At 47.5% G+C, this 263-nt stretch carries 1 protein-coding gene; it reads right to left on the bottom strand.

What is annotated here, in order from left to right; translation table 11 throughout:
- Positions 1 to 235: AAA domain-containing protein (locus H2O73_RS22950; protein ID WP_368737177.1), on the bottom strand; the 235-nt coding region annotated here is incomplete at its 3' end.
- Positions 236 to 263: the final 28 nt, after the last annotated feature.

Here is a 263-nt window from a genome sequence, read left to right as displayed (position 1 = left end):
CTCTTTCCTGCCCTTGCATTCTTTCAACCGTGTCTGCTACGACTTCTCTTGCGGTTGTGCCGCCTAAAGCTGCTGATAGCTCAGAGCGAATTCTTCTAGCATGATTTCTGAAAGGCGTCACCACGCCAATCTCTTTGGGAGGCATTCCACAGCGAATTGCTTCACAAATAATCTCACTAACAGTCTTCGCGTCTTTTGAGTTAACTGTTCGAGCGGAAAAGCCGTGGCTATTTATAAATACAGTGCTTGGCTCGCTTGAGAGG

It is taken from the genome of Vibrio marinisediminis, from assembly GCF_014050145.1.
Lineage (GTDB): Bacteria > Pseudomonadota > Gammaproteobacteria > Enterobacterales > Vibrionaceae > Vibrio > Vibrio marinisediminis.
Note: the sequence above shows the minus strand (reverse complement) of the source record. Positions and strands in the feature narration are given on the sequence as shown.